The organism is Lysinibacillus sp. RS11, from assembly GCF_042019215.1.
GTDB classification, from domain to species: Bacteria; Bacillota; Bacilli; order Bacillales_A; family Planococcaceae; genus Lysinibacillus; species Lysinibacillus xylanilyticus_A.
Genome location: NZ_CP168124.1, coordinates 4,678,653 through 4,704,380 on the forward strand (window position 1 = coordinate 4,678,653; position 25,728 = coordinate 4,704,380).

The 25,728-nt window shown below is 39.7% G+C and carries 40 protein-coding genes and 2 pseudogenes; 1 reads left to right on the forward strand and 41 read right to left on the reverse strand.

Going from position 1 to position 25,728, the window contains the following annotated elements:
- Window positions 1–47 precede the first annotated feature (47 nt).
- From AB9L17_RS24115 to AB9L17_RS24125, 3 genes and pseudogenes are all read right to left on the reverse strand, one after another.
- A complete protein-coding gene (locus AB9L17_RS24115) occupies window positions 48–761 on the reverse strand; it encodes an N-acetylmuramoyl-L-alanine amidase (protein ID WP_068986525.1) in 714 nt (237 codons plus the stop codon).
- Window positions 762–887: 126 nt separating this feature from the next.
- A pseudogene (locus AB9L17_RS24120) lies at window positions 888–1,712 on the reverse strand (DUF4822 domain-containing protein); the annotation flags it as partial.
- 340 nt (window positions 1,713–2,052) lie between these two features.
- The gene (locus tag AB9L17_RS24125) at window positions 2,053–2,943 is read right to left on the reverse strand and encodes a LysR family transcriptional regulator (protein ID WP_375199900.1); all 891 of its coding nucleotides are present in this window, start codon (window positions 2,941–2,943) and stop codon (window positions 2,053–2,055) included.
- A gap of 377 nt (window positions 2,944–3,320) precedes the next feature.
- Between AB9L17_RS24125 and AB9L17_RS24130 the strand changes: the two genes are divergently transcribed.
- On the forward strand, window positions 3,321–3,806 hold the full coding sequence (locus AB9L17_RS24130; protein ID WP_068986528.1) for a nucleoside deaminase: 486 nt from the start codon (window positions 3,321–3,323) through the stop codon (window positions 3,804–3,806).
- Window positions 3,807–4,204: 398 nt separating this feature from the next.
- Here the strand turns inward: AB9L17_RS24130 and rpsI are convergent, their stop codons facing one another.
- The 38 genes and pseudogenes from rpsI to AB9L17_RS24320 all read right to left on the reverse strand — a co-directional run bounded on the left by rpsI (window position 4,205) and on the right by AB9L17_RS24320 (window position 25,618).
- Window positions 4,205–4,597 carry a 30S ribosomal protein S9 gene (rpsI, locus tag AB9L17_RS24135; RefSeq protein ID WP_004233744.1) on the reverse strand — a complete coding sequence of 131 codons (393 nt, stop codon included), beginning with the start codon at window positions 4,595–4,597 and terminating at the stop codon, window positions 4,205–4,207.
- Between the two features lie 25 nt (window positions 4,598–4,622).
- On the reverse strand, window positions 4,623–5,060 hold the full coding sequence (rplM, locus tag AB9L17_RS24140) for a 50S ribosomal protein L13 (RefSeq protein ID WP_049662886.1): 438 nt from the start codon (window positions 5,058–5,060) through the stop codon (window positions 4,623–4,625).
- 277 nt (window positions 5,061–5,337) lie between these two features.
- Complete coding sequence (locus AB9L17_RS24145) at window positions 5,338–5,634, reverse strand: hypothetical protein (protein ID WP_068986529.1); 297 nt, start codon at window positions 5,632–5,634, stop codon at window positions 5,338–5,340.
- An 83-nt stretch (window positions 5,635–5,717) separates the two neighbouring features.
- Window positions 5,718–6,458, reverse strand: coding sequence for a tRNA pseudouridine(38-40) synthase TruA (gene truA, locus AB9L17_RS24150; RefSeq protein ID WP_068986530.1), 741 nt, complete (start codon window positions 6,456–6,458; stop codon window positions 5,718–5,720).
- 13 nt (window positions 6,459–6,471) lie between these two features.
- Window positions 6,472–7,269, reverse strand: a complete 798-nt coding sequence (locus AB9L17_RS24155) for an energy-coupling factor transporter transmembrane component T family protein (protein WP_068986531.1) — start codon at window positions 7,267–7,269, stop codon at window positions 6,472–6,474.
- Window positions 7,266–8,138, reverse strand: coding sequence for an energy-coupling factor ABC transporter ATP-binding protein (locus AB9L17_RS24160; protein ID WP_068986532.1), 873 nt, complete (start codon window positions 8,136–8,138; stop codon window positions 7,266–7,268). The genes AB9L17_RS24155 and AB9L17_RS24160 overlap by 4 nt, the downstream gene beginning before the upstream one ends.
- Window positions 8,114–8,959, reverse strand: coding sequence for an energy-coupling factor ABC transporter ATP-binding protein (locus AB9L17_RS24165; RefSeq protein ID WP_068986533.1), 846 nt, complete (start codon window positions 8,957–8,959; stop codon window positions 8,114–8,116). Before AB9L17_RS24165 ends, AB9L17_RS24160 begins: the two co-directional genes overlap by 25 nt.
- Before the next feature lie 552 nt (window positions 8,960–9,511).
- Window positions 9,512–9,892 carry a 50S ribosomal protein L17 gene (rplQ, locus tag AB9L17_RS24170; protein WP_068986534.1) on the reverse strand — a complete coding sequence of 127 codons (381 nt, stop codon included), beginning with the start codon at window positions 9,890–9,892 and terminating at the stop codon, window positions 9,512–9,514.
- Window positions 9,893–9,949: 57 nt separating this feature from the next.
- Window positions 9,950–10,894, reverse strand: a complete 945-nt coding sequence (locus tag AB9L17_RS24175; RefSeq protein ID WP_004233733.1) for a DNA-directed RNA polymerase subunit alpha — start codon at window positions 10,892–10,894, stop codon at window positions 9,950–9,952.
- A 139-nt stretch (window positions 10,895–11,033) separates the two neighbouring features.
- Window positions 11,034–11,423, reverse strand: a complete 390-nt coding sequence (gene rpsK, locus AB9L17_RS24180; protein ID WP_036151912.1) for a 30S ribosomal protein S11 — start codon at window positions 11,421–11,423, stop codon at window positions 11,034–11,036.
- A gap of 25 nt (window positions 11,424–11,448) precedes the next feature.
- Complete coding sequence (gene rpsM / locus AB9L17_RS24185) at window positions 11,449–11,814, reverse strand: 30S ribosomal protein S13 (protein ID WP_004233729.1); 366 nt, start codon at window positions 11,812–11,814, stop codon at window positions 11,449–11,451.
- 24 nt (window positions 11,815–11,838) lie between these two features.
- Window positions 11,839–11,952, reverse strand: a complete 114-nt coding sequence (rpmJ, locus tag AB9L17_RS24190; protein ID WP_000868344.1) for a 50S ribosomal protein L36 — start codon at window positions 11,950–11,952, stop codon at window positions 11,839–11,841.
- 37 nt (window positions 11,953–11,989) lie between these two features.
- On the reverse strand, window positions 11,990–12,208 hold the full coding sequence (gene infA, locus AB9L17_RS24195) for a translation initiation factor IF-1 (protein WP_004233690.1): 219 nt from the start codon (window positions 12,206–12,208) through the stop codon (window positions 11,990–11,992).
- A gap of 86 nt (window positions 12,209–12,294) precedes the next feature.
- A pseudogene (locus AB9L17_RS24200) lies at window positions 12,295–12,372 on the reverse strand (type I methionyl aminopeptidase); the annotation flags it as partial.
- 249 nt (window positions 12,373–12,621) lie between these two features.
- Window positions 12,622–13,275 carry an adenylate kinase gene (locus AB9L17_RS24205; protein ID WP_068986535.1) on the reverse strand — a complete coding sequence of 218 codons (654 nt, stop codon included), beginning with the start codon at window positions 13,273–13,275 and terminating at the stop codon, window positions 12,622–12,624.
- A gap of 70 nt (window positions 13,276–13,345) precedes the next feature.
- Entirely contained in the window at window positions 13,346–14,641 is a 1,296-nt protein-coding gene (secY, locus tag AB9L17_RS24210; RefSeq protein ID WP_068986536.1) for a preprotein translocase subunit SecY, read from the reverse strand.
- Window positions 14,641–15,081: a 50S ribosomal protein L15 gene (gene rplO, locus AB9L17_RS24215; RefSeq protein ID WP_010860592.1), complete on the reverse strand. Its 441-nt coding sequence runs from the start codon at window positions 15,079–15,081 to the stop codon at window positions 14,641–14,643. The genes secY and rplO overlap by 1 nt, the downstream gene beginning before the upstream one ends.
- A gap of 34 nt (window positions 15,082–15,115) precedes the next feature.
- Window positions 15,116–15,298, reverse strand: coding sequence for a 50S ribosomal protein L30 (gene rpmD, locus AB9L17_RS24220; protein WP_068986537.1), 183 nt, complete (start codon window positions 15,296–15,298; stop codon window positions 15,116–15,118).
- Window positions 15,299–15,311: 13 nt separating this feature from the next.
- Complete coding sequence (gene rpsE / locus AB9L17_RS24225) at window positions 15,312–15,815, reverse strand: 30S ribosomal protein S5 (protein WP_068986538.1); 504 nt, start codon at window positions 15,813–15,815, stop codon at window positions 15,312–15,314.
- A 21-nt stretch (window positions 15,816–15,836) separates the two neighbouring features.
- A complete protein-coding gene (rplR, locus tag AB9L17_RS24230; protein WP_083227117.1) occupies window positions 15,837–16,196 on the reverse strand; it encodes a 50S ribosomal protein L18 in 360 nt (119 codons plus the stop codon).
- Window positions 16,197–16,228: 32 nt separating this feature from the next.
- Window positions 16,229–16,768, reverse strand: coding sequence for a 50S ribosomal protein L6 (gene rplF, locus AB9L17_RS24235; RefSeq protein WP_068986540.1), 540 nt, complete (start codon window positions 16,766–16,768; stop codon window positions 16,229–16,231).
- 30 nt (window positions 16,769–16,798) lie between these two features.
- Window positions 16,799–17,197, reverse strand: coding sequence for a 30S ribosomal protein S8 (rpsH, locus tag AB9L17_RS24240; protein WP_008181717.1), 399 nt, complete (start codon window positions 17,195–17,197; stop codon window positions 16,799–16,801).
- A gap of 29 nt (window positions 17,198–17,226) precedes the next feature.
- On the reverse strand, window positions 17,227–17,412 hold the full coding sequence (locus tag AB9L17_RS24245; RefSeq protein ID WP_004233656.1) for a type Z 30S ribosomal protein S14: 186 nt from the start codon (window positions 17,410–17,412) through the stop codon (window positions 17,227–17,229).
- Between the two features lie 21 nt (window positions 17,413–17,433).
- The gene (rplE, locus tag AB9L17_RS24250) at window positions 17,434–17,973 is read right to left on the reverse strand and encodes a 50S ribosomal protein L5 (protein WP_068986541.1); all 540 of its coding nucleotides are present in this window, start codon (window positions 17,971–17,973) and stop codon (window positions 17,434–17,436) included.
- 28 nt (window positions 17,974–18,001) lie between these two features.
- Window positions 18,002–18,310: a 50S ribosomal protein L24 gene (rplX, locus tag AB9L17_RS24255; RefSeq protein WP_053482809.1), complete on the reverse strand. Its 309-nt coding sequence runs from the start codon at window positions 18,308–18,310 to the stop codon at window positions 18,002–18,004.
- A 35-nt stretch (window positions 18,311–18,345) separates the two neighbouring features.
- Entirely contained in the window at window positions 18,346–18,714 is a 369-nt protein-coding gene (gene rplN, locus AB9L17_RS24260) for a 50S ribosomal protein L14 (RefSeq protein ID WP_004233650.1), read from the reverse strand.
- Window positions 18,715–18,757: 43 nt separating this feature from the next.
- On the reverse strand, window positions 18,758–19,021 hold the full coding sequence (gene rpsQ / locus AB9L17_RS24265; RefSeq protein WP_053482810.1) for a 30S ribosomal protein S17: 264 nt from the start codon (window positions 19,019–19,021) through the stop codon (window positions 18,758–18,760).
- An 18-nt stretch (window positions 19,022–19,039) separates the two neighbouring features.
- Window positions 19,040–19,240 carry a 50S ribosomal protein L29 gene (gene rpmC, locus AB9L17_RS24270; RefSeq protein ID WP_004233646.1) on the reverse strand — a complete coding sequence of 67 codons (201 nt, stop codon included), beginning with the start codon at window positions 19,238–19,240 and terminating at the stop codon, window positions 19,040–19,042.
- Complete coding sequence (gene rplP / locus AB9L17_RS24275; protein ID WP_054767906.1) at window positions 19,230–19,664, reverse strand: 50S ribosomal protein L16; 435 nt, start codon at window positions 19,662–19,664, stop codon at window positions 19,230–19,232. Before rplP ends, rpmC begins: the two co-directional genes overlap by 11 nt.
- A gap of 1 nt (window position 19,665) precedes the next feature.
- Window positions 19,666–20,319: a 30S ribosomal protein S3 gene (gene rpsC / locus AB9L17_RS24280; protein WP_025116438.1), complete on the reverse strand. Its 654-nt coding sequence runs from the start codon at window positions 20,317–20,319 to the stop codon at window positions 19,666–19,668.
- A 3-nt stretch (window positions 20,320–20,322) separates the two neighbouring features.
- Window positions 20,323–20,667 (reverse strand): 50S ribosomal protein L22, encoded by a 345-nt coding sequence (rplV, locus tag AB9L17_RS24285; protein ID WP_004233639.1) that lies wholly within the window; start codon window positions 20,665–20,667, stop codon window positions 20,323–20,325.
- A 22-nt stretch (window positions 20,668–20,689) separates the two neighbouring features.
- Window positions 20,690–20,968, reverse strand: a complete 279-nt coding sequence (rpsS, locus tag AB9L17_RS24290) for a 30S ribosomal protein S19 (protein ID WP_004233637.1) — start codon at window positions 20,966–20,968, stop codon at window positions 20,690–20,692.
- A 60-nt stretch (window positions 20,969–21,028) separates the two neighbouring features.
- The gene (gene rplB, locus AB9L17_RS24295) at window positions 21,029–21,859 is read right to left on the reverse strand and encodes a 50S ribosomal protein L2 (protein ID WP_068986542.1); all 831 of its coding nucleotides are present in this window, start codon (window positions 21,857–21,859) and stop codon (window positions 21,029–21,031) included.
- Between the two features lie 48 nt (window positions 21,860–21,907).
- The gene (gene rplW, locus AB9L17_RS24300; RefSeq protein ID WP_068986543.1) at window positions 21,908–22,192 is read right to left on the reverse strand and encodes a 50S ribosomal protein L23; all 285 of its coding nucleotides are present in this window, start codon (window positions 22,190–22,192) and stop codon (window positions 21,908–21,910) included.
- Complete coding sequence (gene rplD, locus AB9L17_RS24305) at window positions 22,192–22,815, reverse strand: 50S ribosomal protein L4 (RefSeq protein WP_012296062.1); 624 nt, start codon at window positions 22,813–22,815, stop codon at window positions 22,192–22,194. Before rplD ends, rplW begins: the two co-directional genes overlap by 1 nt.
- 26 nt (window positions 22,816–22,841) lie before the next feature.
- Window positions 22,842–23,471, reverse strand: a complete 630-nt coding sequence (rplC, locus tag AB9L17_RS24310; protein WP_068986544.1) for a 50S ribosomal protein L3 — start codon at window positions 23,469–23,471, stop codon at window positions 22,842–22,844.
- A gap of 43 nt (window positions 23,472–23,514) precedes the next feature.
- Complete coding sequence (gene rpsJ / locus AB9L17_RS24315) at window positions 23,515–23,823, reverse strand: 30S ribosomal protein S10 (protein WP_004233624.1); 309 nt, start codon at window positions 23,821–23,823, stop codon at window positions 23,515–23,517.
- A gap of 478 nt (window positions 23,824–24,301) precedes the next feature.
- Window positions 24,302–25,618, reverse strand: coding sequence for a Na+/H+ antiporter family protein (locus AB9L17_RS24320; RefSeq protein ID WP_068986545.1), 1,317 nt, complete (start codon window positions 25,616–25,618; stop codon window positions 24,302–24,304).
- Between the last annotated feature and the right edge of the window lie 110 nt (window positions 25,619–25,728).

The window sequence follows — 25,728 nt, forward strand, 5'->3', positions numbered from 1 at the left end:
CAATGTTAGTATATCATAAATGATTTGATTTACGTTGTGTTGTTGCTCTATTCAATTTTAGCTAATAAATACGCTTCAATACCTTCAACAATTGCATCTCCCATTTTTTCTTGGTATTTTTTATCAGTTAATAGTGCACGTTCCTCATCATTACTTATAAACCCTGTTTCTACTAGAGCAGCAGGTACCTCAGCTTTTTTCAGTAAATATATTTGTTTTATAGACAACGCTTCTCGATCGGTATTTTTCAAATTAGTACGAATAGATTCTTGAATGCTCTTGGCTAATAATTCACTTTCAGCATGTCCCTCTTTATGATAAAACACCTGTGCTCCACGCCATTTTGTTTCAGGAATGGCATTTGCATGAATTGTAATAAAAACATCCGGTTTTTCCTTTTCTACTATGTCTTTTCTTAGAAAGATGTCCTGCTTCTTTCGTTCTCTTAATGTTCCATACTTTTCTGATGACGCGTGCTCGTCGATAACATCTCCATCTTTTGTTCGTGTCATTACGACTGTTGCGCCTTTTTTCTTTAATTGCTTCTCCACATGCTGAGCAATTGCAAGTGTAATCTCCTTTTCAATTACTTCGCCCTTTGAAGCCCCTCCATCCTGACCTCCGTGCCCCGCATCAATAACTATTTTCAGGCCACCAAGTGGGTCCGGTAAGAAGAAGTTGCGGTCCGAAGCATTCGTTTCGTATGCCACGACCACTATACTCATCAGCATAATTACTCCTAGTGCAAGCCAGCGCTTCACCTATATCCACCACCCTTTTACATTCAGTGTACGAAGTTAGTGATTAAACTATGCCAGAAAGTAAAAAAAACTCTCAAGTATTGAATTTGAGAGTTTGATCTTGATCTGCACGAGGACTATTGCTGTTTATTTTAGTGTAAATTCTGGTTTAAACTTACCTGTATAAGGCTCATGCTCAACAAATACTGTTATATCCTTACCATCTTTGCCTTTGCCAGTTCTTTTATACGTGAACTTCTTATTATTTAGCTCAGTAATTTCGAGTACAGCTCCATATTTATTATCGCCAATTGAAACATGTGCTCGTAATTTATTGCCATCGATAACATTATAGTAACCATAGTCACCACGGCTGTTACCCGTGTCAAGGTTGAAAAATTCATATTTATTCGTATTAGCATCATATTTCGCAAGGCTAATAAAATTAGTATTATATTGTGTTACATCATTTTTGTTTACATCTAATACAACGGTTCCCTGCCAAAGTGTATCGGCTAAAATCTTATCTCCATCAACATCTTTTACGATAGTGCCTGTAGAAGTATTTAAAGTTTTATCTGGTTCAGTAAATGTAAGCTTTTTATCCTTATAAGGGACATGCTCAACGAATACTTCTACATCGTTACCATTTGCATCTTTCCCCATTCGTTTATAAGTGAACATATTATTTTTTAGCTCAGTAATTTCAACAATTGCTTGATAATTTTTCGTCTCTGAAATCAATATTCTATGTTTTCCATCATTCGTAATAAAGAAAACACCTTTATCGTCGCGGCTTCGACCTGTATTTGGATCGAAGAATTCATAACGTCCTGACTTAGCGTCATATTTGGCTAAACCAATAAAATTTGAATTTTCAGCTGTTAAATCTTTTTTATTTTTATCGTAAACTTTTGTTCCCTGCCAGTTTGTACTACTAAGAATATTGGCATTTGCTTGACCTTTTGTTATTTCTACTTGCCTTTTATCTGCAGTATTTTCTGTTTTTACTTCCTCCATTTTTTTAACATCTTCCTTATTTTGACATGCAGCAAGTAGTGCCATTGTTGCAAGTGATACAATTAATAGCTTTTTCATAGGTACTAACCTCCATTTTTTAGCATAAATAATCAACCTATAAGTAGTATCAACCATTTTCACATTAAATACTCATCCTTGTTTATTACTAAATCAGCGGTAACTTTTTATCGGTAAATGCAAATACTTGATATATGTTTATTTTTCTAGTACTAAAAAACGCAAAAAACCCGCCACTAAAGTGAAGTGACAAGGTTTTTGCAATTCTATGCAGTTATGTATGCAGTTGCAAATGATTTTTAAGTAATTCGATAAAGTGTTGGGCGGTATTGGACAAGCGATAATTCTTCATCCATATTAACCCAGCAGGTGACGAAAACTCAGTTGCACCTGAAATTTTATAAGCATGTATAGCATACCCTTTATGACGTTTAAGCAATGTCTCTGGAACAATCGATGTGCAAAAATCAGATGAAATTAAATCCATTAACAGAGAAATATCAGAGCACTCACCAACTAGATTAGGATTTAAATCCATTCGAGAAAAAGCTTCCAAAATCAAATAGTGAACACCTAAACCTTGTGTACTTGGTAGTATTATTGGATAGTTTTGAACATCTGTAAGCGTCACTTCATGATTGAACGGTTTCTGTTTATTAGATGTGATGAAATAAAAGGGTTCATTATAAAGATGGACAACTGAAAAGTCATTTAACTCAAGCGGTAATCGAATAATTGCTAACTCAATTACACGATCTCTTACTAATTGACAAAGGACAGCAGACTCATTTTGCTGAATTTTAAACGTCACCTTAGGGTAGTAATTTCGGAACTGATGGAGGATTTCAGGTAACGAAACATCCGAAAACGTATTTATACCTATCGTTAGTCTACCTTTTACTCCACTTCCTACTTCCTTCACTTCCATCTTTGCCTCGTCCATTAACTGAATCATTTGTAAAGCATATTTATATAAGGCTTTCCCTGCTTCCGTTACTTCTAAATGTTTTTTGCTTCTCTCTATTAATATTGAGCCTAGTTCTTCTTCCATTGCTTTCAATTGTTGACTTAATGGAGGCTGAGAAAGATGCAGTCTCTTCGCAGCAGCTGAAATGCTTTTTTCCTCTACAATTGCAATAAAATATCGCAGTTGTCTTATGTCCATCGAAGAAAACCTCCTTTTATATATGAAAAACTTAAGTAATTGATAGTATTAATATATTTTTTGTTTAAATATCTTCATGTTACCATATTTTTAATGAACGATGAAACGAGAATCGGAAAGAGGCATAACGATTATCCCTGCTTCAACGCGGACATGTTCAATCTGACGCTGATACAAGTATTGGGGATAGAGATGGGATGACACCGTTGCAACGTGCTCGAAAACTAGGATTTCATGAAATTCGACAACATATTAATAAAAGTTGGAGAGGAAAATAATAGGTAAATCTTAGGCAATGGCTCGTTAATTGGAAAGCGTTTATGAAAGTTCATTACTTAATATCGTAAGTTACTTCTAATATTCAAGGAGGATTCAACATGATAAACGAGACAGATTTAAAGCATCTAAGACGCTGTATTGAACTTGCAAAATTTGCTTTGCAGATTGGAGACGAGCCATTCGGTTCAGTTCTCGTTTCTGCTAACGGAGACGTGCTTGCGGAAGACCATAATCATGTTTCGGGCGGGGATTATACTCAGCATCCAGAATTTGCGCTGGCACGTTGGGCTGCTGAAAACATGACTACTGAAGAGCGAGGCAAGGCAACCGTATACACCTCTGGTGAACATTGCCCAATGTGCGCTGCCGCTCACGGATGGGTTGGCTTAGGTCGGATTGTTTATGTAAGTTCCTCAAAACAGTTAACACAATGGCTGAATGCGATGGACGTCGTTTATACATCACGTGTACGCAGTTTGCCTATTCATGAAGTCATACGTGATACTACAATAGAAGGCCCTGTTCCTGAGCTTGTGGAGGAAGTTCATAAACTTCATCGCCAGTTTTATGCGGCGAAGCATTGAACTTATCGTCGGGAAAGGCTTATGAATAATTTTCATCAGAATAGCGCGAGAAATCAACGTTTCTAAAATTGATTTCTCGCGTTTTTTAAGGGTTTGGCCCAGTTTTGTTCCAGCCCTTTTCTGTTATAAAAGAAGAATTGTATCTATCTTTTTTGGTAGGTATCTGTGACTCCTAACTTAAAGCTACCTGCCATTCTTTGTACTTTCTTATAGCATTAACATTTGGGTGCCCCTTTCGCATGAAGTCGGTTGACCAGACCAAACTTTATTGTGCGTTTGGGGTATTTTCCTACCAGCTTTCCAGAACCACTCACATAGCAAAGGGGTTCAATGCATACAAAAAACCCTTTCCCGACAGAACCGGGAAAGGGCTTGAAAACGTTGATATAATCGTATGATTAACGTTTTGAGAACTGAGGTGCACGACGAGCGCCGCGTAGACCTGGTTTTTTACGTTCTTTCATGCGTGAATCACGAGTAAGTAATCCAGCAGATTTTAATGCAGCACGGAAATCTGGGTCTACTTGAAGTAGAGCACGAGCGATACCGTGACGTACTGCACCAGCTTGACCAGTGTATCCACCACCGTTAACGTTTACGTGGATATCGTAGCTTCCAGTTGTTTCAGTAGCCACTAATGGTTGTTTAATTACTTCGCGTAATGCAGCGAATGGTACGTATTCTTCGATTTCACGTTTGTTGATAACAATTTTACCTGTACCTGGTACTAAACGTACGCGAGCTACAGAGCTTTTACGGCGACCAGTGCCGATGTATTGAACTTGTGCCAAAGTAATATCCTCCTCTTAATTTATATTATCCGCGAAGCTCGTAAGCTTCTGGTTTTTGTGCAGCATGTGGATGCTCTGTTCCAGTGTAAACGTTAAGTTTAGTGAACATTTTGCGACCTAAAGAGTTTTTAGGAAGCATCCCTTTAATTGCTAATTCGATCATTCGTGTTGGGTATTTATCTAACATTTCACCAGCAGTACGAGTTTTTAAACCACCCGCAAATTGAGTATGGTGACGGTAAAGTTTACCCTCTAATTTGTTACCAGTTAAATGGATTTTGTCAGCGTTGATGATGATTACGTGATCACCTGTATCAACGTTTGGTGTGAATGTTGGTTTATGTTTACCACGTAAGATAGCAGCTACTTCAGAAGCTAAACGTCCAAGAGTTTGGCCTTCTGCATCAACTACTAGCCATTTACGGTCTACTTCGTGACCTTTAGCCATGAATGTTGTACGCATGTATATATCCTCCTAATCGATTCGATTACCGTTATTTTTCATTAAACTACACTATAAGTTTTCGGGGCTTATTTGTGGTGGTAATGAAAATACCATCTGTTATCATATAATGAATGACTTTTAAAGTCAAGCAATTTCAATAAACACCTGGAGAAGTTGTTCAGATTCATTAATTGTTAAAATTAAGGCGTCTGTGAGCCTTTATTTTGTAAAAATACAATGATATTTCGCTTCAAGGATTCTATAACATTTGCTAGTTGTTCTTCTTAATGATTCGTCACCATAACGTGGGGTTGATTTCCGTTCCGGCTGGGCGCTTTGCCTCTGACGCTTCGCTTTCGCGCAGATAAAACATTTGTTGTTGCTGTCGTTGCACTTTCGCACAGATAAAACATTGCTGTCGCTTCGTTAGCACTACGCTTTCGCACAGAGCAAAGCTTCCTGGGAGCGTCCGATGAGCCGCTTCACTCGCGTTGCTCGCTCCAGGGTCTCGGGCCAACACGATGTTGGTCACGAAGGCGTTATCACAGGACGTGATGGTTTTAGCCTGCGTTCCTCTATTGCTGATCCCCAAGGAGTCGCCCAGCCTCCACTCCAATCAACTTATCTGCATGGCATACGTTCTAAAATGGCATCTTAACTTTTGGTGGTGATTCTTTAATAGAAGACTTGCTCAAGATACAGACCTTGTGGAGGTGCAGTCTTACCCGCCTGATCGCGATTCATAGATTTAACGACTAACTCCACGTTTTCAATGTCACGACGTCCTATACCGACTTCCCAAAGTGTGCCTGCGATAATACGTACCATATTATACAAGAAGCCATTCCCTTCAATTACCATATGTAGCTCTTCACCATGCCATTCAAATTGTAGCGTCGTTACCGTTCGCACCTTATCTTTGACACTTGTATTGGCTGCACAAAAGCATGAAAAATCATGTGTACCGATAATAGCTCTTGCTGCCTCCTGCATTGCCTCAACATTTGGTTTTACACCATTTGTCTCTACCGTATAATGTCTACGAAATGGACTCTGTACAGACTCACATGACCATATATATCGATACCGCTTCCCTGTTACACTGTAGCGCGCGTGAAAATCCACAGCTACTTCTTCAATCGACATTACTCGAATATCTCTTGGCAGTTGAACATTCAATGCCTTCATGTATTTATCTACTGGGATCGCAAGTGGTGAATCAAAATGCAAGGTTTGGCCTATTGCATGCACTCTTGCATCTGTACGTCCACTCGCTGTTACCTTTACCTTTTCCCCTTTATGCATAATGGCTAGAACACGCTCAAGTTCTGCCTGTACTGTCCGCTCCCCAGGCTGTATTTGATAGCCAGAAAATTGCGTTCCATCATAACTAATTATTACTTTTAATCGTCGCATAAAGTTACTCCTTTTAACTTCTATAGAAGAATAGTAAAACGGCCATTGCTCCTAATAGCACGAGTGCAAATGTATCACTCATATCCCACTTTAGCTTGCGATATCTTGTACGGCCTTCTCCTCCACGGTAACCTCTTACTTCCATAGCTGTTGCTAAATCCTCGGCTCGTTTAAAAGCACTTACAAAGAGAGGCACCAATAATGGTACAACCGCTTTGATACGATCTTTTATCGGTCCAGAAGATAAATCAGAGCCACGTGCCATTTGCGCCTTCATGATTTTATCTGTTTCATCCATTAACGTTGGAATAAAGCGCAATGATATAGACATCATCAGAGCTAACTCATGCACAGGCACTTTCACCGCTTTTAATGGATTTAGCAGTACTTCAATACCATCCGTAATAGAAATCGGTGATGTGGTAAGCGTTAAGATAGATGTCATAAACACTAGAACTAAGAAACGTATCGAAATAAATATCCCTTGTCGGAGACCTTCTTCATAGATCGTGATAAACTTCCATTCGAAAACTACAGCGCCTTCCCTCGTCATAAAAATATGCAGCAGGAATGTAAAAGCCATTAAAAAGAGCACTGGCTTTAGACCATTAATTAAAAAATACAGGCGAATACGTGACACTAGTACAACGAGTAAGGTAAATGCCAATAGTAGGGCATATGTCACTGTATTGTTTGCTAAAAAAACAATAATAATGAACGCAAACACAAATATAAGCTTTGATCGTGGGTCGAGCTTATGAACTGGAGAATCCCCTGGTAGGAAGCGTCCAAATATCATTTTCTCCATCATGATTCTGCACGCTCCTCTCTTAGCACTCGAGCAATTTCAGTTGCTAGCTCTTCTTCGGTTAAGCATATCTTTGAGAAGGGTGTATTAATCATTTTTTCGATTTTTTGTTGAAAGCGTACGATACGAGGTGGTTCTAAGCGAAGATTTTTTAATGTCTCCACATCTTTGAAAATGTCTTGTGGTGTACCACGTAATACATTTTTCCCTTCATGCATAATGACGATATTGTCTGCATAACGAGCTGCGTCCTCCATACTATGCGTAACGAGAATCGTCGTTAAACCACGTTCCTGATGTAGCTTATAAAACATATCCATAATCTCTTTCTGACCACGTGGATCAAGCCCTGCAGTTGGTTCATCTAATACAATAACTTCAGGCTCCATCGCTAATACACCAGCAATGGCCACTCTGCGCATTTGGCCACCTGATAAATCAAAAGGTGATTTTTCAAGTACGTCCTCTGGTAAACCTACTAAGCCTACAAGTTCTCTTGCTCGCGCTTCGGCCTCTTTCTCCGATACACCAAAGTTCATAGGACCAAACATAATATCCTTTAATACCGTTTCTTCAAATAACTGATGCTCCGGGAATTGAAACACAATACCAACCTTTTGACGTACAGCCTTTAAATCCTTCGCCTTTTTTCCAGCTACAACAATGCGATCTCCAATATGTACTTCCCCTGAAGTTGGTTTTAGAAGTGCATTAAAATGTTGAAGAATTGTCGACTTACCGGAGCCAGTATGCCCAATTATCGCCTGATACGTATGTGAAGGAATTTCAAAATCTACATCGAATAATGCACGTTTTTCAAAAGGCGTACCCTGTGCATAGGCATAACTTATTTGTTGAAGTTTGATGTCCATAAATCATTCACCAACTCTTCTTCTGTCATATGTTGTCCCATTAACGGAACACCTTCCTTTTGTAATAACTTTGATAACTTCATGGCAAATGGTAAGTCTAGCCCGAACTCAACTAACTTGTCCCCCAGCGCAAAAATTTCATCAGGTGAACCTTCAGCAAATTTTTTTCCATCATTCATAAAGAGAACACGATCTGCAAGCATCGCTTCCTCTAAATCGTGTGTAATGGATATTACCGTTAGCCCTGTTTCAGCACGTAATGCTTGTACTGTCTGTAATACCTCCGCACGTCCCTGTGGATCTAGCATTGACGTAGCTTCGTCTAGAATCAGGAGCTTTGGTTTCAATGCAAGTGCACCGGCAATAGCAACACGCTGCTTTTGCCCACCTGATAAGTGATGTGGCTCGTGATCTAAAAAATTACCCATTTTTACTTGTCCGAGTGCTGCATGTACACGTTCCACCATCTCTTCGAACGGTACTCCGTTATTTTCAAGGGCGAAAGCAACATCATCCTGCACTGTCGCTCCAACAAATTGATTGTCTGGATTTTGAAAAACCATGCCCATCTGTGAACGGCTCTCCCATAGGTTTTCCTCATTCAACACTTCGCGCAGTATACGCACATCGCCCTGTTGTGGGTATAGCAAGCCATTCATAAGCTTCGCAATCGTGGATTTACCAGAACCGTTATGGCCGACAATGGCAATCCAATCCCCTTCCTGTACCGAAAAGCTTACATTTTCAACAGCATTACGACTTCGTTCTTCTTCTGGTGTATATGAAAATGTCACATTATTTAATGATAAAATTTCTGGCATTTCTAGAACTCCTCTCTACTTGCTCAGCTCTACTAACTAACTTACACTTTTTTATGTATGAATTCTACTACAATCATTATGTCGATAAAAGAAAAGTGCAAAAAAGACTTTCTTTTGTTTTCCTATATAGTTCTAAATTTAATGTATAAATTATCTTTTAATATACAAAATGATATCTCAAATTTAAGTACATCAAATATTAAAGTAAAGACTTAAAAGTTATCCAAACGTTCTGATAACAATTATTTTAGAAACAAAATATAAAAAGCCCGTATATTAAAAAAAGCACCACTATTGGCGCTATCAAATACTTCTCTAAAAAATAAAAAAGCGCGCACCTCATTCGATAGAAATGCGCTAGTCGTTACATTTTCAAGAAACATGGGTGCTCAAGCCCTTGTTTCCTCTGAATGAGGTGCGGAGAGCTAAACGAGACGCCACACAACAGTGTCCGCTCATCATAACGCTCAGCTTAATTATTTGTCGTATAAATCATTTATAAAGAAAGAGGGTGGTGATTCCACCCTCTTCACCACTTGTCTTCTATTATGATTAAACTAATTCAATCACAACAACAGGTGCACCGTCACCACGACGTTGACCTACTTTAAGAATACGAGTGTAACCACCTTGACGCTCTGCATAACGTGGTGCAACATCATCAAATAACTTTTGAAGTGCAAATGAAGTTGTTTCGTTACCTTCTGCATCAGTAGTTGTTACTAGTTCACGACGGATGAATGCAGCAGCTTGACGGCGTGCGTGTAAATCTCCGCGTTTACCTAAAGTAATCATTTTTTCAACAGCTTTACGTACTTCTTTAGCGCGAGCCTCAGTAGTTTCGATACGCTCGTTGATGATTAAATCAGTAGCTAAGTCACGTAACATCGCTTTACGTTGAGAACTTGTACGACCAAGTTTTCTGTAACCCATGGATGTTTCCCTCCTTTATTAAAAAATATCTGATCTTGTAAGTTTTGTTTAAATCGCTTAGTCTTCTTTGCGTAATCCTAAACCAAGCTCTTCTAACTTCGCTTTTACTTCTTCTAGTGACTTACGTCCAAGGTTACGAACTTTCATCATATCGTCTTCTGACTTATTCGCAAGTTCTAGTACTGTGTTAATACCAGCGCGTTTCAAGCAGTTATAAGAACGAACAGAAAGATCAAGTTCTTCGATAGTCATCTCTAAAACTTTTTCTTTTTGATCTTCTTCTTTTTCGACCATGATTTCAGCAGTTTGTGCCTCATCTGTCATGCCAACGAAGATGTTTAGATGCTCGGTTAAAATTTTTGCTCCGAGCGAAATCGCCTCTTTCGGACCGATGCTACCATCTGTCCACACATCAAGAGAAAGTTTATCGTAGTCAGAAGACTGACCTACACGAGTATTTTCCACTTGGAAATTGACGCGTGATACTGGAGTGTAAATAGAGTCGATCGGGATCACGCCGATAGGAAGATCCTCACGTTTGTTTTGATCAGCAGGAGTGTAACCACGGCCGCGTTGAGCGTACATACGCATACGTAAATGACCGTTTTTAGCGATTGTTGCAATATATAGATCCGGGTTTAAAATTTCTACATCACTGTCATGTGTAATATCAGCAGCCGTAACTGTACCATCGCCTTTTACATCAATCTCAATAACTTTTTCTTCGTCAGAGTAGATTTTAAGAGCTAGTTTTTTCACGTTCAAAATAATTGAAGCTACATCTTCTACTACGCCTTCTACAGTTGAGAATTCGTGAAGAACACCGTCAATTTGAATTGAAGTGACAGCAGCTCCTGGTAATGAAGACAGAAGGATACGACGTAAAGAATTACCCAAAGTGTTTCCATATCCGCGTTCAAGCGGTTCTACAACAAACTTTCCATATTTGGAATCTTCGCTGATCTCCACCGTTTCAATCTTTGGTTTTTCAATTTCGATCATTTCATTTACCCTCCCTCAAAACATCGAATGTATAGGTTCTTTCCATCATAGATTCGATCGTCAATGACGTATCGTTTATTATCTGCACAAGACAGTCTGTACAAAAAATGATGTTCTCATACAATATGAGACGCACCCATTACACGCGACGACGTTTTGGCGGACGGCAACCATTATGAGGAACTGGAGTAACGTCTTTAATAGCAGTTACTTCTAAACCAGCAGCTTGAAGTGCACGAATTGCAGCTTCACGACCTGCACCAGGACCTTTAACAGTTACTTCCAACGTTTTCAGACCATGTTCAAGGGATGCTTTAGCAGCAGTTTCTGCAGCCATTTGAGCAGCGAATGGTGTAGATTTACGTGAACCACGGAAACCAAGAGCACCAGCACTTGACCAAGATACAGCGTTACCTTGCATATCTGTAATCGTTACGATTGTATTGTTAAATGTAGAACGAATATGTGCAATACCTGATTCGATATTCTTTTTCACACGACGTTTACGAGTTTGTTGTTTACGAGCCATGTTAAGAAGGAACCTCCTTTACTTATTATTTTTTCTTGTTCGCAACTGTTTTACGAGGACCTTTACGCGTACGCGCATTGTTCTTCGTATTTTGACCACGAACAGGTAAACCACGACGGTGACGGATACCACGGAATGAACCGATTTCCATCAGACGTTTAATGTTTAATGAAGTTTCGCGACGTAAGTCACCTTCAAGTTTGTATGAATCTAATTGTTCACGGATTTTGTTTAACTCATCTTCAGTTAAGTCGCGTACGCGTGTATCTTCTGAAATACCTGCGTCAGCTAGTACTTTCTGAGCTGTAGTTTTACCAATACCGAAAATGTACGTTAATGAAATTACCACGCGTTTGTCGCGAGGAATGTCAACACCAGCAATACGTGCCATGTACGTTGTGCACCTCCTTTAGAATTAACCTTGTTTTTGTTTGTGTTTAGGATTTTCACAGATTACCATTACTTTACCGCGTCGGCGAATTACTTTACATTTTTCGCAGATCGGTTTCACAGATGGTCTCACTTTCATCTAACCTAACCTCCTTAGTAGTCCGGAGCGCAAAAGATTATTTAAAACGGTATGTGATACGACCGCGAGTTAAATCATAAGGAGATAACTCGATAGTAACCTTATCTCCAGGTAGAATACGGATAAAGTGCATACGAATCTTACCAGAAACGTGTGCTAGAATCACATGTCCATTTTCTAATTCTACCTTAAACATCGCGTTTGGCAAAGTCTCAACAACTGTCCCTTCGACTTCAATTACATCATCTTTCGCCATCTACTCTGTCTCCTCTCTATATGCAAATTAAAGTTCTCATCGTTACATCAAACGGATATCTGCTGCAACCATAGAAGCAACCTCGTTTCAACATATGTTTGGATTGTATGAGAGATGTTTGAAAGACGCTCGTCTGGTTTCGCTTCACACAATCCACGGAATATACAGAACCAGTAAGGGAACTGAATCTCCCATGTTTACACGAATACCGGAATGTCTTTGATGAGATATTCATACCCGTTACACAGATGCTTCCACGAAACCCATTATACTCTTTCAAAAGTAATGTTGCACTTTTTAAAAGAAATATATACCGGGCACAATATGCTTTTGCAACTCTCAAAAAAATTATGTTTCGTTGTTGCTCCCGCATGCCTCCCGCGGAAGCAGTATTCTGCGCCCGGAGCCGGGTATCAGCTGCGGCTGCCCTGTAATAGAGCATCAAGATCAGCAAACACTATATTAATATCTTGCTGTCCATCTATATTTGTTAACACATTTTTTACTTGATAGTAGTCAAGTAAAGGTTGTGCTTGTTTCATATTTACTTCCAGACGGTTCGCAACCGTTTCAGGATTATCATCCGCACGTGTATAAAGCTCGCCACCATCTTTATCACATTTCCCTTCCTCTGCTGGAGGATTGAAAATTAAATGATAAGATGTACCACAAGTTTTACAAATACGACGACCTGATAAACGAGCAATTAGCTCATCCTTTTCAACCTGGATGTTTAACGTATGCTCAATAACTTTGCCAAGATCCGCAAGAATGCTGTCTAAAGCTTCAGCTTGAGGAACAGTACGTGGGAAACCATCAAGTAAGAATCCTTTTTCACAATCAGGTTTAGCAAGTCGCTCACGAACAATACCAATCGTTACTTCATCAGGTACTAGAGCACCTTGATCAATAAACGATTTAGCCTGTAAGCCTAGTTCTGTGCCATCTTTCATAGCAGCACGGAACATATCGCCTGTAGAAATATGAGGAATCGCGTACTTCTCAACGATTTTATCTGCCTGTGTACCTTTACCAGCACCTGGCAGACCCATTAAAACGATATTCATACGGAAATATTCCCCCCACAAAAGGTTTGCTGATTTCAGGAAACGATAGAACGTTCCCTAAAAACCAACATTATTTCATAAAGCCTTTGTAGTGACGTTTAACAAGTTGAGATTCTAGCTGTTTCATCGTTTCTAGCGCTACGCCGACCACGATAATTATACTAGTACCACCGATCTGCACTGTAGCAGGTAGATTCATAAAGTTTGTGAATATAATCGGCATTACAGAAATAACAGTTAAGAAAATCGCACCGACAAATGTCAGACGATATAACACGCTTGTTAAATACGTTTGTGTGCTTTCACCAGGACGAATACCTGGAATGTAAGCACCTTGTTTTTTCAAGTTATCTGCCACATTTTCCGGATTCACTTGTACGAATGCATAGAAATATGTGAACGCGACGATCAATGCAACGTAAATAATCATTCCAACAGGTTTTGTATAATCAAACGTGTTTTCAATGAATGTTGTTACGGCACTTTCACCAAAGAACGGAACTAACGTACGTGGTGTCATTAGAAACGCTGATGCAAAGATTACCGGAATAACCCCTGCAGCATTCACTTTTAACGGTAAATGCGTTTGTTGACCACCAGTTTGTTGGTTACGTCCAGTAACTCGTTTTGCATATTGAATTGGAATTTTACGTAGTGCTTGTTGCACGTAGATAACCCCAACAACAACTGCAAGCATAACTAAAACAAGTAATCCAAGGATCACTAGATTGATAAATAGCTTATCACCAGCGCCCTCAATTTGCTGTGCATAGATTTGGTTGATACTTGTTGGTAATGCCGCAACGATACCTGCGAAAATTATAACAGAAATACCATTCCCAACACCATGCGCAGTAATTTGTTCAGCAAGCCATACTAGGAATGCTGTACCCGCTGTCAATACAATGGAAATCGTAACGTAAGTTAAAACTCCTTCTTCTTTAATCAATGATCCGCCATACATTTTATTAAAGCCAAATGACATCGCGAATGATTGGATAAAAGCAAGAACAATTGTAAAGTAACGAGTAAATTGAGCAAGTTTACGTCTTCCGACTTCACCTTGCTTTGCCCACTCAGCAAATTTCGGTACTACGTCCATTTGCAATAACTGAACAATGATTGAAGCAGTGATGTAAGGCATAATCCCCATCGCAAAGATAGAGAAGTTCTTTAAAGCACCACCGCCAAAAGTATTGAGGAAACCAACGAGATTGAACTCATCAGTTGCCTGTAATACATTAGCGTCAACGTTCGGTACTGGTACAAACGTACCAATACGGAAAACGATTAACATTAGAAGAGTGAAAATGATTTTATTTCGTATATCTCGAACACGCATAAAGTTAGAGATTGTCTGAAACATTAAATCACCTCAGTAGTTCCGCCGGCATTTTCAATTGCTTCTTTAGCCGAAGCTGAGAATTTATGAGCTTTTACTGTAAGCTTTTTATTAAGAGTTCCGTTTCCAAGAACTTTAATTCCAGCTTTTTCATTGCTCACTAAACCTGTTTCAAGTAATAATGCAGTTGTTACCTCTGCACCATCTTCAAAACGGTTTAATGTATCAAGATTAACGATCGCGTACTCTTTACGGTTAATGTTAGTAAAGCCGCGTTTCGGTAAACGACGGAATAAAGGGTTTTGACCACCTTCGAATCCTGGGCGTACACCGCCGCCAGAACGAGAGTTTTGACCTTTATGACCTCTACCTGCAGTTTTACCGTTACCAGAACCGATACCGCGACCTACGCGGTTACGTACTTTACGGGAACCTTCTGCTGGTTTTAACTCATGAAGTTTCATATTGGATGGCACCTCCTTGTTCGTTAATTAAAAATTAGTTTTCTTTTACAGTAACTAAGTGAGCTACTACATCAATCATACCGCGAGTTGCTGCATTATCAGCTTTCTCAACAGTTTGGTTTAATTTACGTAAACCTAATGCTTCGATAGTTTTACGTTGTGCTGGTTTAGAACCAATCACTGATTTTGTAAGGGTGATTTGTAATTTGTTAGCCATTATCTTTCCCCCCTTATCCTAATATTTCTTCCACTGATTTACCACGTAATTTCGCTACGTCCTCTACGCGTTTTAATTCAGTTAAACCTTGAATAGTTGCACGCACCATGTTAATTGGTGTGTTAGATCCAAGTGATTTTGAAAGAATATCAGTAATACCAGCAAGTTCTAGTACGGCACGTACTGGACCACCAGCGATAACCCCTGTACCAGGAGCAGCAGGTTTAATTAGGATTTCTCCTGCACCAAAGCGACCTTGCACTAAGTGTGGAGTTGTTCCACCTACGCGTGGCACTTCGATTAAGTTTTTCTTCGCATCTTCAACAGCTTTGCGGATAGCGTCTGGCACTTCTTGAGCTTTACCAGTACCGAAACCTACATGTCCGTTTTTATCGCCAACAACAACTAATGCTGTGAAGCGGAAGCGACGTCCACCTTTAACAACTTTAGCAACACGGTTAATAGTAACTACGCGTTCTTCAAGTTCTCCAAGTTTGTTTGCGTCAATTCGACTCATGAAATGTGTCCCTCCTTCTTATTAAAATTCTAAACCGTTCTCACGTGCAGCTTCAGCTAAAGCTTTTACACGTCCATGATATAAGTAACCACCACGGTCAAATACTACAGCAGTAATATTTTTTTCCGTAGCGCGTTTTGCGATTGTTTCACCGACTTTAGTTGCAGCATCAACATTGCTACCAGCACCTTCAAAACCATTTTCTTGAGAAGATGCGCTAACAAGTGTTACGCCTGCTACGTCATCGATAAGTTGCGCGTAAATGTTCTTGTTAGAACGGAATACGTTTAAGCGTGGACGCTCAGCAGTACCCGAAATTTTAGAACGTACACGTGCATGACGTTTTTTACGAACCTGATTTTTATCTTGTTTCGTAATCACAAGGGTCACTCCTTTCTAATGCTTAGGCAGCATTATTTACCTGTTTTACCTTCTTTACGACGAACGTATTCGCCTTCGTAACGGATACCTTTACCTTTGTATGGCTCTGGTGGACGAACGTCACGGATGTTAGATGCAAGAGCGCCAACGCGTTCTTTGCTAATACCTTTAACGATGATTTTAGTGTTAGAAGGAACTTCTACTTCTAGACCATCTTCAGGTGTGAACTCAACTGGGTGAGAGTAACCTACGTTAAGAACAAGTTTTTTACCTTGTAATTGCGCACGGTAACCGACACCGATTAGTTCTAATGATTTTTCGAAACCTGCAGAAACACCAGTAACCATGTTCGCTAAAAGCGCACGAGTTGTACCGTGGTTTGTGCGGTGTTCTTTTGAGTCAGAAGGGCGAGATACAGTAATCACGTTACCTTCTTGCTCAATTTTCATATCTTGGTGGAAAGAACGAACAAGTTCGCCTTTAGGACCTTTAACAGTAACAGTGTTGTCAGCTGCAACAGTAACAGTTACGTTAGCTGGTACCTCGATAATTTTTTTACCTACACGAGACATTTAGTTGCACCTCCATTCATTTATTGCTAATTACCAAACGTATGCTAGAACTTCGCCGCCAACTTGTTTAGCGCGAGCTTCTTTATCAGTTAATAGACCTTGTGAAGTTGACACTAAAGCGATACCAAGACCGTTCAGTACTTTAGGCACTTCATTTGTTTTAGCATATACTCGTAGACCAGGTTTAGAAATACGTTTTAAACCAGTGATAACACGCTCGTTATCTTTACCGTATTTTAAGAAGATACGGATAATACCTTGCTTGTTATCTTCTACGTATTCTACGTCACGTACGAAACCTTCGCGCTTTAAAATTTCAGCGATTTCTTTTTTCACGTTGGAAGCTGGTACTTCTAACTTCTCGTGACGAACCATGTTCGCATTACGAATGCGAGTAAGCATATCTGCAATCGGATCAGTCATTGTCATTACATTTACCTCCTTCCCAAATTAGGGGATTACCAGCTGGCTTTTTTCACGCCAGGAATTTGTCCCTTATATGCAAGTTCTCGGAAACAAATACGGCAAAGTTTGAATTTGCGATATACAGAGTGTGGACGACCACAGCGTTCACAACGTGTATATTCTTGCACTTTAAACTTTTGCTTACGTTGTTGTTTAACGATCATAGATTTTTTAGCCACGTTTTCGCCCTCCTTGTTTAATTACTTTTGGAACGGCATACCGAATTGTGTCAATAACTCGCGAGCTTCTTCGTCAGAGTTCGCTGTCGTTACGATCACGATGTCCATACCGCGTACTTTTGAAACTTTATCGTAATCGATTTCTGGGAAAATTAATTGCTCTTTAACACCTAAAGTGTAGTTACCGCGACCATCGAATGCTTTTTTAGAAACACCGCGGAAGTCACGTACACGAGGTAGTGAAATTGAGATTAATTTGTCCAAGAATTCATACATACGCTCACCGCGTAATGTAACTTTAGCACCGATAGGCATACCTTCACGTAGACGGAAACCTGCGATCGATTTTTTCGCTTTAGTTACAACTGGTTTTTGACCAGTGATAATTGTTAATTCTTCTACAGCTGAATCTAATGCTTTTGAGTTTTGAACTGCATCACCAACACCCATGTTGATAACGATTTTCTCAACTTTCGGCAATTGCATAACTGATTCATATCCAAACTTGCTCATAAGAGCAGTTGAAACTTCATTTAAATATTTTTCTTTTAGGCGGCTCATGTGTGTACCTCCCTTCTTTTTATACTAGTTAGTCGATTACTGCACCTGATTTTTTTGCAACACGAACTTTTTTACCGTTTTCGATTTTATAACCTACACGAGTCGGCTCGCCAGATTTAGGATCGATTAGCATTACGTTCGAAACGTGAATTGCAGCTTCTTGGCTAACAATTCCACCTTGTGGATTCAATTGGTTAGGTTTTACGTGTTTTTTCACGATGTTCACACCTTCAACAAGAACGCGATCTTGTTTAGGGTAAGCAGCAAGGATTACGCCTTCTTTGCCTTTGTCCTTACCAGTGATTACCTTAACCTTGTCACCTTTTTTTACATGCATGCTGTCGCACCTCCTTGATTGGCACTATCATGAAATTAAAGAACTTCTGGAGCTAGAGAAACGATTTTCATGAAGTTGCTGTCACGTAATTCACGTGCAACAGGTCCGAAAATACGAGTTCCGCGTGGTGATTTATCATCACGAATAATTACACAAGCATTTTCATCAAATTTGATGTACGTACCATCTTTACGACGTACGCCTGATTTAGTACGAACGATAACAGCTTTAACAACGTCACCCTTCTTGACAACGCCACCTGGTGTTGCTTTCTTAACTGTACAAACAACGATATCACCGATGTTAGCAGTTTTACGGCCAGAGCCACCAAGCACTTTAATTGTAAGAACTTCACGTGCACCTGAGTTGTCAGCAACTTTCATACGACTTTCTTGTTGGATCACTTAGGTTACCTCCCTTCGGAAATTGGTTGTTCCGAAATAGTTATTAAATAATAACCGCTTTTTCTACAACTTCAACTAGACGGAATCGTTTAGTAGCTGATAGCGGGCGAGTTTCCATGATACGTACGATATCACCGATTTTCGCTGTGTTTAACTCATCATGAGCTTTAAACTTTTTAGAGTATTTTACACGTTTACCATAAAGCTTGTGCTTTTTGTGAGTTTCAACTAAAACAGAAATCGTTTTATCCATTTTATCTGAAACAACGCGGCCCGTGTAAACTTTGCGTTGATTACGCTCAGTCATACTTGAAAACCTCCTTTATCAGTTATTTGCACTGATTTCTCTTTCACGAATAACAGTTTTCATACGCGCGATTGCTTTACGCACTTCACGAATACGAGCTGTGTTTTCTAATTGACCAGTCGCCAATTGGAAGCGAAGGTTGAAAAGCTCTTCTTTCAGTGATTTCACTTTTAATTCGATTTCAGAAGTGGCAAGGTCACGGATTTCATTAGCTTTCATTAGATTCACCACCAGTTTCTTGACGTTTTACGATCTTACATTTAACAGGAAGCTTATGTGATGCTAAACGAAGTGCTTCACGTGCTACCTCTTCAGATACACCAGCGATTTCGAACATAACTTTTCCTGGTTTTACTACTGCTACCCAGCCTTCAGGAGAACCTTTACCAGAACCCATGCGGACTTCTAGAGGTTTTTTAGTGTAAGGCTTGTGTGGGAAGATTTTAATCCAAACTTTACCGCCACGTTTCATGTAACGAGTCATCGCGATACGGGCAGATTCGATTTGACGGTTAGTAATCCAGCTAGCTGTTTGAGCTTGTAAGCCCCATTCGCCGAAAGATACTTCTTTGCCGCCTTTCGCTTCGCCACGCATGTTTCCGCGGTGTTCACGACGGTATTTTACGCGTTTAGGCAATAACATATTATTTGCCTCCTTCCACAGATTTCTTCGTAGGAAGAACTTCACCACGGTAGATCCATACTTTAACGCCTAATTTACCGTAAGTAGTGTCAGCTTCTGCGTGTGCATAGTCAATGTCAGCACGTAGAGTATGAAGTGGAACAGTTCCTTCACTATAGTGTTCAGCACGCGCGATATCAGCGCCACCTAAACGACCAGATACTTGTGTTTTAATTCCTTTTGCACCAGCACGGATTGTGCGTTGGATCGCTTGCTTTTGCGCACGACGGAATGATACACGGTTTTCTAATTGACGAGCGATGTTTTCAGCTACTAGACGAGCGTCAAGATCAGCACGTTTGATTTCGATAATGTTAATGTGTACACGTTTACCAGTTAACTCGCTAAGGTATTTACGAAGATTTTCAACTTCAGTACCACCTTTACCGATTACCATACCTGGTTTCGCAGTGTGAATTGTAATGTTTACACGGTTCGCAGCACGTTCGATTTCTACTTTAGAAACAGAAGCGTCTTTAAGAGCCGTTTCAATATATTTACGCACTTTGATGTCTTCGTGAAGTAGAGTTGCATAGTCTTTTTCAGCGTACCATTTTGACTCCCAGTCACGAATAATACCAACGCGTAGTCCTATTGGATGTACTTTTTGACCCACGGATTAACCCTCCTTCTTCTCAGATACCACTAGAGTAATGTGGCTTGTGCGTTTGTTAATTGCGCTTGCGCGTCCTTGTGCACGTGGACGGAAACGTTTTAATGTTGGACCTTCATCAACGAATACTTCAGAAACTACTAAAGAGTTGATGTCAAGATCGTAGTTATGCTCAGCGTTAGCAACTGCAGATTTTAATACTTTTTCAACGACTGGAGACGCCGCTTTTGGAGTATGACGTAAAATTGCAACTGCTTCACCAACTTGCTTGCCTCGGATTAAGTCTACAACTAGACGCACTTTACGAGGAGCAATGCGTACTGTACGAGCGATAGCTTTAGCTTGTGTCATTAGGATTTACCTCCTCTCAAAATTAGCGTCTTGTTTTCTTGTCGTCTGCACCGTGACCTTTGTAAGTACGAGTCGGTGCGAACTCACCAAGTTTGTGGCCGACCATATCTTCTGTTACGTATACAGGAACGTGTTTACGTCCATCATAAACAGCAATCGTTAAACCGATGAAGTTCGGGAAGATTGTAGAACGGCGTGACCAAGTTTTAATAACTTGTTTTTTCTCAGAAGCCTCTTGCGCTTCCACTTTTTTCATTAAGTGGTCATCGACAAAAGGTCCTTTTTTCAAGCTGCGACCCATGTAGGAACCTCCCTCCGTGATTCCACCACGGCTCTCACATAGAACCGTAGTTTAACCACTTTATTTTTTACGACTACGGATGATGAATTTATCCGATTTGTTTTTCTTCTTGCGAGTTTTGTAACCAAGTGCTGGTTTACCCCAAGGAGTCATTGGTGATTTACGTCCGATTGGAGAACGTCCTTCACCACCACCGTGTGGGTGATCGTTAGGGTTCATTACAGAACCACGAACTACTGGGCGTTTACCTAACCAACGGCTACGACCTGCTTTACCGATGTTTACAAGTTCGTGTTGTTCGTTACCAACTTGACCGATTGTAGCACGGCAAGTAGCTAAAACTAAACGTACTTCACCAGATTGAAGACGAACGATTACGTACTTATCTTCACGACCAAGTACTTGCGCAGAAGTACCAGCAGAACGTACTAATTGTCCACCTTTACCAGGTTTTAACTCGATGTTATGGATTGTAGTACCCATTGGAATGTTTGCTAATGGTAATGCGTTACCTGCTTTAATATCAGCATCTGGACCAGATACGATTGTTTGACCAACCTCTAGACCTTTTGGTGCTAAGATGTAAGCTTTTGCTCCATCAGCGTAATTAATTAATGCGATATTCGCAGAACGGTTTGGATCATATTCAATAGTAGCAACTTTTGCCGGAATGCCATCTTTAACACGTTTGAAATCGATAACACGGTATTGCTTCTTATGACCACCACCATGATGACGAACAGTGATTTTACCTTGGTTGTTACGACCAGCTTTGCGTTTAGTTGGTTCAAGCAATGATTTCTCAGGCTTGTTAGTTGTAATTTCCGCAAAGTCTAAAGACGTCATATTACGACGACCATTAGAGGTAGGTTTATACTTTTTAATCGCCATTGTGTTTTCCCTCCTTCTTAAGTGTTCAAATCATAAATCCTTTAAGGATTACATTTCGAATAATTCAATTTCTTTGCTGTCCGCAGTTAATTTAACAATCGCTTTACGACGTTTGTTAGTGTAACCACCGTAACGGCCAACGCGTTTGAATTTACCTTTGTAGTTAAGAACGTTTACTTTCTCAACTTCAACACCAAAGATTTCTTCTACAGCGTCTTTTACTTGAGTTTTGTTAGCGCGAGTGTCTACTTCGAAAGTATACTTTTTCTCTGCCATAAGTTCTGAAGAACGCTCAGTAATGACCGGACGTTTTAAAATATCACGTGCTTCCATTATCCAAGCACCTCCTCAACTTTTTCTACTGCAGATTTTGTGAATACAACTTTTTCATGACCTAATAGATCAAGAACGTTGATTCCATTTGCAGTTAAAACTGTTACACCAGGGATGTTACGAGCAGATAATGCTACGTTTTCATCTAGGTCAGCAGTAACGAATAAAGATTTTTTCTCTAAAGAAAGATCTTTAAGGATTTTTGTAAATTCTTTTGTTTTTGGTGCTGCTAGTGTAAGAGCATCAAGAACTAAGAAGTTTTGTTCTACAACTTTAGCTGATAAAGCAGATTTAAGAGCTAAGCGACGAACTTTTTTAGGTAATTTGTAAGAGTAGCTACGTGGAGTTGGACCGAATACGATACCACCGCCGCGCCATTGTGGAGAACGGATAGAACCTTGACGAGCACGACCAGTTCCTTTTTGACGCCATGGTTTACGACCACCACCAGCAACTTCAGAACGGTTTTTAACCTTGTGATTACCTTGACGAAGAGAAGCGCGTTGTGCTACTACAGCGTCGAATAATACTGCTTCATTTGGCTCGATTCCAAAAATCGCATCGTTTAACTCGATTTCACCAACTGAAGCACCTGTTTGACTAAGTACAGATACTTTTGTCATTCCTGTTTCCTCCTTTCCTTAGGTGATTACTTAGCTTTAATTGCAGTTTTAACTGTAACTAGAGCTTTTTTAGAACCAGGAACATTACCTTTAACAAGTAGTAAGTTACGTTCCGCATCAACTTTCACGATTTCTAAGTTTTGGATTGTAACTACTGTGCCACCCATTTGACCAGGTAATTTCTTTTGTTTGAATACGCGGTTCGGAGCAACTGGACCCATTGAACCAGGACGACGGTGGTAACGAGAACCGTGGGCCATAGGACCACGAGATTGACCATGGCGTTTAATTACGCCTTGGAAACCTTTACCTTTAGTAACACCTGTTACATCAATTACATCGCCTTCTGCGAAAATTTCTACTTTGACTTCTTGACCAACTTCGTATTCTCCCACGTTCACGTTGCGGAATTCACGAATGAAGCGCTTAGGAGCAGTGTTCGCTTTTGCTACGTGACCTTGTTCTGGTTTGTTAGAAAGCTTAACGCGCTTGTCTTCGAAACCAACTTGGATCGCTTCGTAGCCATCTGTATCAACAGTTTTCTTTTGAAGAACTACGTTTGGAGTAGCTTCGATAACTGTTACCGGGATTAAATCGCCGTTTTCAGCGAAAACTTGTGTCATACCAATTTTTCTACCTAAGATTCCTTTAGCCATTTGTCACACCTCCTGTAAGTTTTAAAAAGTTATATTTTTACCATTAAAGTTTGATTTCGATATCAACGCCAGATGGTAAATCAAGTTTCATTAACGCATCAACAGTTTGTGGTGTTGGGTTAACGATATCGATCAGACGTTTATGCGTACGCATTTCGAATTGTTCACGAGAATCTTTGTACTTGTGAACCGCACGAAGAATTGTGTACACAGACTTCTCAGTTGGAAGTGGAATCGGACCTGATACACTTGCACCTGAACGTTTTGCAGTTTCCACAATTTTCTCAGCAGACTGATCTAAAATACGGTGATCATACGCTTTTAAACGAATACGAATCTTTTGTTTTGCCATTATTTTCCCTCCTTCTCGCCTATTTTCTAGACATTCTCCACGAAAATTTTCCAACGCACCGCCATGGCAAAGCGGCCGGGTGTGTCGGCAACCTCTCGCTTCATCGCAGTCAAAGACCAACATTCAACATTATATACAATAAAAAAAGAATAAGCAAGTCTTTTCGCTAAATTCTTTTAAATGTTGCAGGTATTCATACTACTTAATATTTCTCGCTTATCTAAGCCGTTTATTAGTATATAAAATTTCTATGCATATTGCAACACTTAAGGTTGTTATATCAACGTTTTCGAACATTTCAAACAATTAATTAATCCAAGAACGAGTTCACTTAATCGCTGACAAACTTACTTCGAGGATGTAGTGCTATATCCTAGATGAAAATTATGCCCTTAGTTATGTCTTAATTAATAGTCTATCGTTTCTTTAACAATAAAAAAGCAGTCTCTAATATTTAGAAACCGCTCTTTCTATATCTTTATAAGAAGAACACACATGCAACCCAACCAAATATAATAAGTGGGATGTTAATAAATAGGAACGTCGGCACACACGTATCCCAAATGTGATTATGCTGTCCATCTACATTTAAACCTGCAGTTGGTCCAAGCGTAGAGTCTGAAGCAGGAGATCCTGCATCGCCTAAAGCACCCGCTGTACCTATTAGACAAATAATCGCCAAAGGACTCAATCCTAATCCTTGTGCAAGGGGTACGAATAAGGTCGCAATAATAGGTACTGTTGCGAACGATGAACCGATCCCCATCGTTACGATTAAACCAATAACCAACATAATGAATACAGCAAGACTCTTATTCCCTTGAAGAACTGCTAATGCATTAGTAATTAAGCTATCTACTTGACCTGTGGCGTTAATAACAGATGCAAACCCATTTGCAGCGATCATAACAAAACCAATAAAGGCCATCATTTTCATTCCCTCAGAAAGGATTTCATCTGCTTCTTTCCATTTAAGTGCACCTGTAAAATACATAATCATAATCCCTGCAAAAGCACCAACAATCATCGAATCAGTATAAATTTGCGCACATAATGACACGATTAAAGCCGCAGCCGTTGAAAAAATAACATATTTACTAACATTAACATTTAAAGACTCTGTTTCAACATCATTATTTTGATATTGCCGAGGTTTTCGATAAACAAAAAATGCTATACCTAATCCAATTAGCATCCCTAGAACAGGTATAGCCATCGCTACCGGTACATCACGTGAAGATACCTCCATACCAGCTTCAGATACTTGTGTAGAAACGATATCTTGGAAAATAGCTCCGAAACCAGCTGGGACGAAACTATATGTTCCTATTAAACCAACAGCGATTAATGTTGCAATAATTCGTCGGTCAACCTCTAGTATATTTAAAACCTTTAAGATTGGAGGAATCAGTAATGGAATAAAAGCTATATGAATTGGAATTAAATTTTGTGAGAAAATTGACATCAAAAAGATGAGTAAAAAGATTAAGACCTTTACTAAACCTTTTCGATTACTTGAACCGTTTTTATTTAATATCTTTAAAATCCCTGCAATCATTAATTCAGGAATTCCCGTTTTTGAAATGGCAATAGCAAAACCACCAAGCAATCCATAACTTAAAGCAATCGTTGCACCTGCTCCTAATCCCTCTGTAAATGATTGAACAGTTGCTTCTATCCCCATGCCACTCGCTAAGCCTCCTACAAAGGCCCCCAATACAAGAGAAAGAACAACATTGATACGGAGCAAGCTTAATATTAACATGACAGCTACTGCCACTATTACTGCGTTCATTTTAACACTCCACTTTCACACACTAGATTACTAACAGATTAAACTTTAATCGTCTGCTAATTGAAAGTCAAGATATTTTTATACCTCTATAATAATTTTCCAAGTTCAAA

Bases quoted from the DNA above. Each gene is read 5' to 3' on its own strand.
- AB9L17_RS24125 (WP_375199900.1), bottom strand. From the start codon at position 2,943: ATGGACATAAGACAACTGCGATATTTTATTGCAATTGTAGAGGAAAAA.
- AB9L17_RS24130 (WP_068986528.1), top strand. From the start codon at position 3,321: ATGATAAACGAGACAGATTTAAAGCATCTAAGACGCTGTATTGAACTT.
- rplM (WP_049662886.1), bottom strand. From the start codon at position 5,060: ATGCGTACAACATTCATGGCTAAAGGTCACGAAGTAGACCGTAAATGG.
- truA (WP_068986530.1), bottom strand. From the start codon at position 6,458: ATGCGACGATTAAAAGTAATAATTAGTTATGATGGAACGCAATTTTCT.
- AB9L17_RS24155 (WP_068986531.1), bottom strand. From the start codon at position 7,269: ATGATGGAGAAAATGATATTTGGACGCTTCCTACCAGGGGATTCTCCA.
- AB9L17_RS24160 (WP_068986532.1), bottom strand. From the start codon at position 8,138: ATGGACATCAAACTTCAACAAATAAGTTATGCCTATGCACAGGGTACG.
- AB9L17_RS24165 (WP_068986533.1), bottom strand. From the start codon at position 8,959: ATGCCAGAAATTTTATCATTAAATAATGTGACATTTTCATATACACCA.
- rplQ (WP_068986534.1), bottom strand. From the start codon at position 9,892: ATGGGTTACAGAAAACTTGGTCGTACAAGTTCTCAACGTAAAGCGATG.
- AB9L17_RS24175 (WP_004233733.1), bottom strand. From the start codon at position 10,894: ATGATCGAAATTGAAAAACCAAAGATTGAAACGGTGGAGATCAGCGAA.
- rpsK (WP_036151912.1), bottom strand. From the start codon at position 11,423: ATGGCTCGTAAACAACAAACTCGTAAACGTCGTGTGAAAAAGAATATC.
- rpsM (WP_004233729.1), bottom strand. From the start codon at position 11,814: ATGGCACGTATTGCTGGTGTTGACATTCCTCGCGACAAACGCGTGGTA.
- rpmJ (WP_000868344.1), bottom strand. From the start codon at position 11,952: ATGAAAGTGAGACCATCTGTGAAACCGATCTGCGAAAAATGTAAAGTA.
- infA (WP_004233690.1), bottom strand. From the start codon at position 12,208: ATGGCGAAAGATGATGTAATTGAAGTCGAAGGGACAGTTGTTGAGACT.
- AB9L17_RS24205 (WP_068986535.1), bottom strand. From the start codon at position 13,275: ATGAATATCGTTTTAATGGGTCTGCCAGGTGCTGGTAAAGGTACACAG.
- secY (WP_068986536.1), bottom strand. From the start codon at position 14,641: ATGTTTCAGACAATCTCTAACTTTATGCGTGTTCGAGATATACGAAAT.
- rplO (WP_010860592.1), bottom strand. From the start codon at position 15,081: ATGAAACTTCATGAGTTAAAACCAGCAGAAGGTTCCCGTAAAGTACGT.
- rpmD (WP_068986537.1), bottom strand. From the start codon at position 15,298: ATGGCTAACAAATTACAAATCACCCTTACAAAATCAGTGATTGGTTCT.
- rpsE (WP_068986538.1), bottom strand. From the start codon at position 15,815: ATGAGTCGAATTGACGCAAACAAACTTGGAGAACTTGAAGAACGCGTA.
- rplF (WP_068986540.1), bottom strand. From the start codon at position 16,768: ATGTCTCGTGTAGGTAAAAAAATTATCGAGGTACCAGCTAACGTAACT.
- rpsH (WP_008181717.1), bottom strand. From the start codon at position 17,197: ATGACAATGACTGATCCGATTGCAGATATGCTTACTCGCATTCGTAAT.
- rplE (WP_068986541.1), bottom strand. From the start codon at position 17,973: ATGAGCCGCCTAAAAGAAAAATATTTAAATGAAGTTTCAACTGCTCTT.
- rplX (WP_053482809.1), bottom strand. From the start codon at position 18,310: ATGCATGTAAAAAAAGGTGACAAGGTTAAGGTAATCACTGGTAAGGAC.
- rpsQ (WP_053482810.1), bottom strand. From the start codon at position 19,021: ATGACTGAGCGTAATCAACGCAAAGTTTACACGGGCCGCGTTGTTTCA.
- rpmC (WP_004233646.1), bottom strand. From the start codon at position 19,240: ATGAAAGCTAATGAAATCCGTGACCTTGCCACTTCTGAAATCGAATTA.
- rplP (WP_054767906.1), bottom strand. From the start codon at position 19,664: ATGTTATTGCCTAAACGCGTAAAATACCGTCGTGAACACCGCGGAAAC.
- rplV (WP_004233639.1), bottom strand. From the start codon at position 20,667: ATGACACAAGCTAAAGCTATCGCTCGTACAGTACGCATTGCTCCTCGT.
- rpsS (WP_004233637.1), bottom strand. From the start codon at position 20,968: ATGGGTCGCAGCTTGAAAAAAGGACCTTTTGTCGATGACCACTTAATG.
- rplB (WP_068986542.1), bottom strand. From the start codon at position 21,859: ATGGCGATTAAAAAGTATAAACCTACCTCTAATGGTCGTCGTAATATG.
- rplW (WP_068986543.1), bottom strand. From the start codon at position 22,192: ATGGAAGCACGTGATATTTTAAAACGTCCGGTCATTACTGAGCGTTCT.
- rplD (WP_012296062.1), bottom strand. From the start codon at position 22,815: ATGACAAAAGTATCTGTACTTAGTCAAACAGGTGCTTCAGTTGGTGAA.
- rplC (WP_068986544.1), bottom strand. From the start codon at position 23,471: ATGGCTAAAGGAATCTTAGGTAGAAAAATTGGTATGACACAAGTTTTC.
- rpsJ (WP_004233624.1), bottom strand. From the start codon at position 23,823: ATGGCAAAACAAAAGATTCGTATTCGTTTAAAAGCGTATGATCACCGT.
- AB9L17_RS24320 (WP_068986545.1), bottom strand. From the start codon at position 25,618: ATGAACGCAGTAATAGTGGCAGTAGCTGTCATGTTAATATTAAGCTTG.